Raw genomic sequence first — 6,665 nt, forward strand, 5'->3', positions numbered from 1 at the left:
TCCGGCAGGATCTCGCGCCCCGACGTCCGAAACCCGCGCGACAGCCGCACATGAGCGTCCGTAGTCTTTGCTCATGACCAGTACGCCGACGACGGGCCCGCCGGTCGCGACCCCGATCGACGGCCCGCCGGCCTGGCTGCCGCTGGCCGCCGTGGGCACGACCCTGCTCCTGTGGGCCTCGGCCTTCGTCGCGATCCGCCACCTCGGCGAGGACTTCTCGGCAGGTCCGCTCTCGCTCGGCCGGTTGCTCGTCGGCGCCGTGGCACTCGCGGCGTTCGCCCTCCCCCGAGGCCTGCCCCGCCCCAGCGCTCGGCAGTGGCGCTCCATCGTGGTCATTGGCGTGCTCTGGTACGGCGTGTACATGGTCGCCCTCAACGAGGGTGAGCAGCGCGTCGACGCCGGCACGGCCGCGATGCTGATCCAGGTCTCACCTGTGCTGATCGCCGTGCTCGCCGCCATCTTCCTCTCCGAGCGCTTCACCCTCCAGCTCGTCGTCGGCCTCGTGCTGGCCTTCTCGGGCGTCGCCCTGATCGCGCTGTCGAGCTCGCCCGACGGTGACCGCGACCTGCTCGGGGTCGGGCTGTGCGTGCTGGCCGCTGCGGTGTACGCGGTGAGCCTGATCGTGCAGAAGCCCCTCGTCGCCACCATGTCGGCGCTGCACGTCACCTGGCTGGCCTGCACCGTGGGGGCCGTGGCGTGCCTGCCGTTCGCCGGCTCCCTCGTCTCCGAGCTGGGTCGGGCGCCGGCCTCCTCGGCGTGGTGGCTGGTCTACCTCGGGATCTTCCCCACGGCGATCGCCTTCACGACCTACGGCTACGCACTGCAGCACATGAGCGCCTCGAGCCTCGGCGTCACGACCTACCTGGTCCCGCCGATCACCGTGGTGATGAGCCTGGTGCTGCTCGACGAGGTCCCCCCGGCGCTGGCCTACCCGGGCGGGCTGCTCGCGCTCGTCGGTGTCTGGGTGGCGCGGCGTACGTCGAGGAAGTCGCGGCGGGCTGAGCTCAGCCGGACCTCGAGTGGCTGAGGATCAGTTCTGCTCGCCCGGCGCCGGGGTGTAGGAGTCCTCGGACTCCAGCCACCCCCGGAACGCCTCGAGGTTGTGGGTCGGCTCGCCGCGCAGCTTGCGCCACTCCCACTCCTTGCGGATCGAGGAGGCGAAGCCCAGCTCGAGGATCGTGTTGAAGGACTCGTCGGCGACCGACAGGACCGAGCCGAGCAGGCGGTCGAGCTCCTCGTCGTTGATGCTGCTCAGCGGCAGCCGAGCGTCCAGGTAGATGTCGCCGAGCCGGTCGAGGGCGAACGCGACGGCGTACAGCTTGAGGTTGCGCTGGAGCAGCCAGCGGTAGACCTCCTCGTGGTTCTCGTCGGGCGAGCGGCAGACGAAGGCGTGCACCGACAGGGCGTGCGAGCCGACGTCGAGGCGGACGGCGGTCTGCAGCTTCTTCTCGCCGGGGAGTGCGAACGAGAAGACGCCCTCGGTCGCCTCGTCGAACTCGATGTCGTTGGCGCCCAGGTAGGCGCGGACGGTGGTGGCCGGCTCGGTGCTCATCTCACCGAGGATCGCATGCGGACCCTCGCCCGTTGGTAGACGGCCGCCGTGGCGTCCGCGGTGGCCTCCCACGAGAACTGCTCGGCCTGCACCAGCGCACCGGCTGCCAGCCTCGCGCGCAGGTCGTCGTCGGTGACGACGCGGCGCAGCGCGTGCGCCCAGTCGGCCGGGTCGTGGGTGTCGATCAGCAGGCCGCTGTGGCCGTCGCGGACGACCGTGGTCAGTCCTCCGACGGCCGCGGCGACCACGGGCGTGCCGCACGCCTGGGCCTCGGCCGCGACGAGACCGAACGACTCGTTGTAGGACGGTACGGCGACCACGGTCGCCGCGGCGTACCAGCGGGCCAGCTCGCCCTGCTCGACCGGCGGGACGAACCGCACGACGTCGGCAACGCCCAGCTCGCCGGCGAGGGCCGCCAGCGCGGAAGGCCGGTCGAGACCGCTGCCGGAGGGCCCGCCGACGATCGGCACGACGAGCCGCGACCGCAGCTCCGGCCGCCGCTCGAGCAGCAGGGCGACGGCGCGCACGAGGACGTCGGGTGCCTTGAGGGGCTGGATCCGCCCGGCGAAGAGCAGCACGATCGCGTCGTCGCTCAGGCCGAGCCCGGAGCGCACGCCCGAGCGCGGCCGGAAGACCGCGAGGTCGACGCCGGGGTGGACGACCTCGACCCGGCCGGGGTCGGCGTCGTAGGAGTTGATCAGCTGCTTGGCCTCGAGGTCGGTGTTGGCCACGAGCACGTCGGCGGCCTCGACGACCTGCTCCTCGCCGATCACGCGCGCGGCCGGCTCCGGGGTGTCATCGACGGCGAGGGCGTCGTTCTTGACCTTGGCCATCGTGTGCATGCTGTGGATCAGCGGGACACCCCAGCGGTCGCGCGCCAGCGCGCCGACCTGCCCGGAGAGCCAGTAGTGGGAGTGCACCGCGTCGTAGTGCCCGACGGGGTGGGCGGCCTCGGTGCGCAGCACCTCGCGGGCGAAGACGCACAGCTGGCCGGGCAGCTCGTGCTTGGTCAGGCCCTCGAAGGGTCCGGCCGGGATGTGGCGCACCCAGACACCGTCGGCGAGCGGCACGATCGGTGGCAGCCGGGAGCTGGTGGCGCGGGTGAAGATGTCGACCTGGACGCCGCGCGCGGCGAGACGGCGGCTGAGCTCGACGACGTAGACGTTCATCCCACCGGCGTCGCCGGTGCCGGGCTGGTGCAGGGGCGAGGTGTGCAGGCTGATCATCGCCACGCGGCGTAGGTCGTCCACGGCTCGGCCCCCTCTCACGCGTCACGCTGTCGGTCATCGGTGCGGGCCGGGGCGCCATGAGGCGCAACCCGGTCCCAGCGCGACAACCATGGGCTAGCCGCGATGATTCCCCGGGCCGCCTGCCCGACCGACGCTCCGGCTGGTGGTGCGCACCCGAGCACCGCCCCGGACGCGTCCGCGTGCGGGCAGGAGCATCGCGATCCCGACCAGCAGAGCCGCCCCGGCTCCGATCACCGCCTCCACGACCTGAGCCTCGCCGAGGTCGCGCAGCAGCACGGCCAGCGACCACGCCAGAGCCGCCGAGCCGAGGCCGGCCACGGCCGCCACCCACGGCAGCCGGGCCAGGCCGAGGCCGAGCAGGGCGGCTGCACCCAGGAGCAGGACCGTGCCGGGCCACCAGAGCGCTGTCGCGTCGACGTACAGGTTGAGCACCCAGCAGATGCCGCCCAGCAGGGCCGCGCCCAGGGCGAGGGGTCGGGTCACGCGAGACACGAGGGGAGTCTGTCACCCCCGGGGGTGAGGGCGATGGGTCCCCCGCTCGTCGGTCTCCGCCGGCCCGGAGCAGAATGCCGACCATGAGCAACCGCCGTACCGCCGTCGTCACCGGAGCCAGCAGCGGCATCGGGGCCGCCACCGCTCGGGCCCTGCACGCCGAGGGCTTCCACGTGGTCTGCGCGGCGCGCCGTACGGAGCGGATCGAGGCGCTCGCCGCCGAGATCGACGGCACCGCGGTGACCTGCGACGTCACCGACGCCGACTCGGTCCAGGCGCTGGTCGCCGTGGTCGAGACGCTCGGGGGCGCCCTCGACGTCCTGGTCAACAACGCCGGCGGCGCCTTCGGGGCCGCACCGGTGTCCGAGGCCGACGTCGACGCGTGGCGACGGATGTACGACGTCAACGTGATCGGGCTGGTGCAGGTCACCCGCGCGCTGCTTCCGGCTCTCCTCGCCGCCCCTGCCGGGATCGTGTGCAACGTCGGCTCGACAGCCGGCCGGGTCGCCTACGAGGGCGGTGGCGGCTACACCGCGGCCAAGCACGGCACCCAGGTGGTGACCGAGACCCTGCGGCTCGAGCTCTACGACCAGCCCGTCAGGGTCGTCGAGGTCGCGCCGGGGATGGTGCGCACCGACGAGTTCGCGCTGGTGCGCTACGACGGCGACGCCGAGGCAGCCGCGGCGGTGTACGCCGGGGTCGCCGAGCCCCTCGTCGCCGAAGACGTCGCCGACGCGATCAGCTGGGTGGTCACCCGCCCCGCCCACGTGAGCGTCGACGAGCTCGTGATCAGGCCGCGCGCGCAGGCCGCCCAGCACAAGGTGCACCGGGTCCACCCGGGCCCCTGAGCGGCACTGGACGGCACTGCGCCGCACTGAGCGGCACTGCGCCGCACTGGACGTCGCCGGACCTCACTGACCCGAGCGCAGCACCAGGTCGACGATCCGCCGCAGGTCGTCGCTGAGCTGGTGCTCGGGCAGTCGTGCGCGCGACCCGCACAGGTCGAGGTCGTAGAGGAACATGTCGGGCATCGGGTTGGCCGGCTTGCCCGCGGCGAGGTCTCCCTGCTGCCGCACCCGTGCCACCAGCCGGGGCAGGTCGGCCAGCTCTCCGTCGGGGCGCAGCGCGACCTCGTCGAGGTCGACGCTCGCCTCGGAGACCCGGCCGGCGAAGCCACCGCTGCGCTGGACGCGCACGGTGCGCCCGCCCACGTGCGACGGTGCGGGCCCCGCCGCCCCACCCGACGCGGCCTGCGAGTCGTCCAGCAGCACTCCCACGTCGGCCCAGGCCCGCGTCACGGTCTCCGTATGCGGGCCGGCGGCCACGACGGTCGCCGCGGCGAACCCGGTGAAGTCGGTGTCCGGGCCGACGTCGCCACCCACCAGGGCGTCGTACCAGATCCGGCCGGCACCATCCCACGACGTGCCGCCGATGCCCACGGCCGCGAGGTGGAAGGCTCGGTTGGGGATGCCGGAGTTGATGTGGACGCCACCGTTGTCCTCGGGCCCGCTGACGTAGTCGTCCAGGTGCCCCGGCTGCGGGTCCGTGCCGAGCCGCGGGTCGTCGTAGGCGGTGCCTGGCGCGCGCAGGTCGCGCAGTCCGCGCGCCTGGACACCGGGCAGGAATATCTCGGCGCCGATCAGCCAGTCGCCGTCGGCCGCCTCCTGGCCGAGGAGCCGCTGCTTGAGGCAGGAGGCGAAGACGTCCGAGAGCGATTCGTTGAGCGCGCCGGGCTGGTCGGCGTAGACGAGCCCGGCGGTGCGCTCGGTCACGGCGTGGGTCAGCTCGTGGGCGAGCACGTCGACCGAGCGGGTGAACCGGTCGAAGACCTCGCGGTCGCCGTCGCCGAAGACCAGCTGGGTGCCGTCCCAGAACGCGTTGGGGTAGTCGCGTCCGTAGTGCACGGTCAGGCTGACCGGCGCCCCCTGGCCGTCGTACGACGAGCGGGCGTAGACCTCCTCGAACAGGGCCAGCGACCCGCTGATCCCGGTCGCCGCCTCATCGACGGCCTCGTCGCCGCTCACCGGCTCGCCTGCCGCGCGCACCGGCCGTCCCGGCAGCTGCCGGGTCTGCTCGGCCGTGTGCACGGTCCAGGAAGGGCCGGCGATCGCGGTGGCGCGTACGGCGAGGTGGTCGGCGCGGGCGCGCGCCGTACGGAGCTCGTCGTCGACCTCGGCGTCGGCGAGCCGGCCGAGGCGTCGCATCAGGTAGGGCGGCACGAAGTGGCAGCGAGCGGGGGTCCCGAGAGTCATGGGTCCAGCCAACCCCACGCCGGCGACACCGCGCTACCGTGCGGGTGTCGAGCGAGCAGCAGGGCGCGAGGGACGAGACGAAGCCACGAGGGTGAGCACGCAAGGCGCTGGTGCGAGTTCACTCGTGCCATCCACCACCACCGACCAGGAGCGCCATGAGCACCACCACCCCCGCCCCCACTGCGTCCGGCGTCGACGACGCCCGCCTCGCCGACCTGCGTCGCTGGAACCTCGGCCTCACCGTCCTGCACGCCGCCCAGGCCGTCGCCGTGCTGGTGCTGGCGAGCTCGTTCGCGATCACGGTCACCTCGACGTTCCCGCAGGGCCCTCCCGGCACTGAGCCGCCGGCACCGGAGGCCCTGTTCGACGTCCGGATCGGCGTCGCGATCGCGCTCTTCCTGGCGCTGGCCGCGATCGACCACCTCCTCACCGCGACCGTGCTGCGGGGTCGCTACGAGGCCGACCTGCGCCGCGGGATCAACCGGTTCCGCTGGATCGAGTACTCCGTCAGCGCGACGCTGATGATCGTCCTGATCGGCTTCTACAACGGGATCACCGACATCGCCGCGGTCGTGGCGATCGTCGGCGCCAACGTCGCGATGATCCTCTTCGGCTGGCTCCAGGAGGCGATGAACCCGCCGGGTCGTGAGCGCACCACGATGCTGCCGTTCTGGTTCGGCACCGTCGCCGGCGCGGCGCCGTGGGTCGCGATCATCATCAACACCGCCGGCGCCGACGAGGTGCCCGGCTTCGTCTACGGCATCTTCGTGTCGCTGTTCGTCTTCTTCTCCAGCTTCGCGCTCAACCAGTGGTTGCAGTACCGCGAGGTCGGGCCGTGGCGCAGCTACGCGTACGGCGAGAAGGCCTACCTGGTGCTCAGCCTCGGCGCGAAGTCGGCGCTGGCCTGGCAGATCTTCGGAGGGTCGTTGGCGAGCTGACAGGCCCCGCGAGGAACGAGCGGGGCCGTGGTCAGCGAAGGTTGAGCACGCCCCGCGGGTGAGGGACGAACCCGCGACGGGCACGACGAAACCCCGCACGCCGAACGCCCCGCGAGGAACGAGCGGGGCCGTGGTCAGCGAAGGTTGAGCACGCCCCGCGGGTGAGGGACGAACCCGCGAC

Annotated in this window: 7 protein-coding genes; 3 read left to right on the forward strand and 4 right to left on the reverse strand. The window is 72.8% G+C overall.

Annotated features, from left to right (window positions below):
* The first annotated feature begins 73 nt into the window (after positions 1-73).
* Positions 74-1,027, forward strand: a complete 954-nt coding sequence (locus Q1K33_RS11700; protein WP_300404091.1) for a DMT family transporter — start codon at positions 74-76, stop codon at positions 1,025-1,027.
* Between the two features lie 3 nt (positions 1,028-1,030).
* On the opposite strand, the gene Q1K33_RS11705 is transcribed toward Q1K33_RS11700, so the two are convergent.
* From Q1K33_RS11705 to Q1K33_RS11715, 3 genes are all read right to left on the reverse strand, one after another.
* Positions 1,031-1,552: a YbjN domain-containing protein gene (locus tag Q1K33_RS11705; RefSeq protein ID WP_300404093.1), complete on the reverse strand. Its 522-nt coding sequence runs from the start codon at positions 1,550-1,552 to the stop codon at positions 1,031-1,033.
* Positions 1,549-2,778, reverse strand: coding sequence for a D-inositol-3-phosphate glycosyltransferase (gene mshA / locus Q1K33_RS11710; protein ID WP_300404117.1), 1,230 nt, complete (start codon positions 2,776-2,778; stop codon positions 1,549-1,551). Before mshA ends, Q1K33_RS11705 begins: the two co-directional genes overlap by 4 nt.
* A 117-nt stretch (positions 2,779-2,895) precedes the next feature.
* Positions 2,896-3,294, reverse strand: a complete 399-nt coding sequence (locus Q1K33_RS11715) for a hypothetical protein (RefSeq protein WP_300404095.1) — start codon at positions 3,292-3,294, stop codon at positions 2,896-2,898.
* A gap of 83 nt (positions 3,295-3,377) precedes the next feature.
* Between Q1K33_RS11715 and Q1K33_RS11720 the strand changes: the two genes are divergently transcribed.
* Positions 3,378-4,142, forward strand: coding sequence for an SDR family oxidoreductase (locus Q1K33_RS11720; RefSeq protein ID WP_300404097.1), 765 nt, complete (start codon positions 3,378-3,380; stop codon positions 4,140-4,142).
* Positions 4,143-4,205: 63 nt separating this feature from the next.
* On the opposite strand, the gene Q1K33_RS11725 is transcribed toward Q1K33_RS11720, so the two are convergent.
* Positions 4,206-5,546 carry a protealysin inhibitor emfourin gene (locus Q1K33_RS11725; RefSeq protein ID WP_300404099.1) on the reverse strand — a complete coding sequence of 447 codons (1,341 nt, stop codon included), beginning with the start codon at positions 5,544-5,546 and terminating at the stop codon, positions 4,206-4,208.
* Positions 5,547-5,701: 155 nt separating this feature from the next.
* Here Q1K33_RS11725 and heR point away from each other — a divergent pair, with 155 nt between their 5' ends.
* Positions 5,702-6,484 (forward strand): heliorhodopsin HeR, encoded by a 783-nt coding sequence (heR, locus tag Q1K33_RS11730; protein WP_300404101.1) that lies wholly within the window; start codon positions 5,702-5,704, stop codon positions 6,482-6,484.
* Positions 6,485-6,665 lie beyond the last annotated feature (181 nt).

The organism is Nocardioides sp. (genome assembly GCF_029937575.1).
GTDB lineage: Bacteria > Actinomycetota > Actinomycetes > Propionibacteriales > Nocardioidaceae > Nocardioides.

Bases quoted from the DNA above. Each gene is read 5' to 3' on its own strand.
- Q1K33_RS11705 (WP_300404093.1), bottom strand. From the start codon at position 1,552: ATGAGCACCGAGCCGGCCACCACCGTCCGCGCCTACCTGGGCGCCAAC.
- heR (WP_300404101.1), top strand. From the start codon at position 5,702: ATGAGCACCACCACCCCCGCCCCCACTGCGTCCGGCGTCGACGACGCC.
- mshA (WP_300404117.1), bottom strand. From the start codon at position 2,778: ATGATCAGCCTGCACACCTCGCCCCTGCACCAGCCCGGCACCGGCGAC.
- Q1K33_RS11720 (WP_300404097.1), top strand. From the start codon at position 3,378: ATGAGCAACCGCCGTACCGCCGTCGTCACCGGAGCCAGCAGCGGCATC.
- Q1K33_RS11725 (WP_300404099.1), bottom strand. From the start codon at position 5,546: ATGACTCTCGGGACCCCCGCTCGCTGCCACTTCGTGCCGCCCTACCTG.
- Q1K33_RS11700 (WP_300404091.1), top strand. From the start codon at position 74: ATGACCAGTACGCCGACGACGGGCCCGCCGGTCGCGACCCCGATCGAC.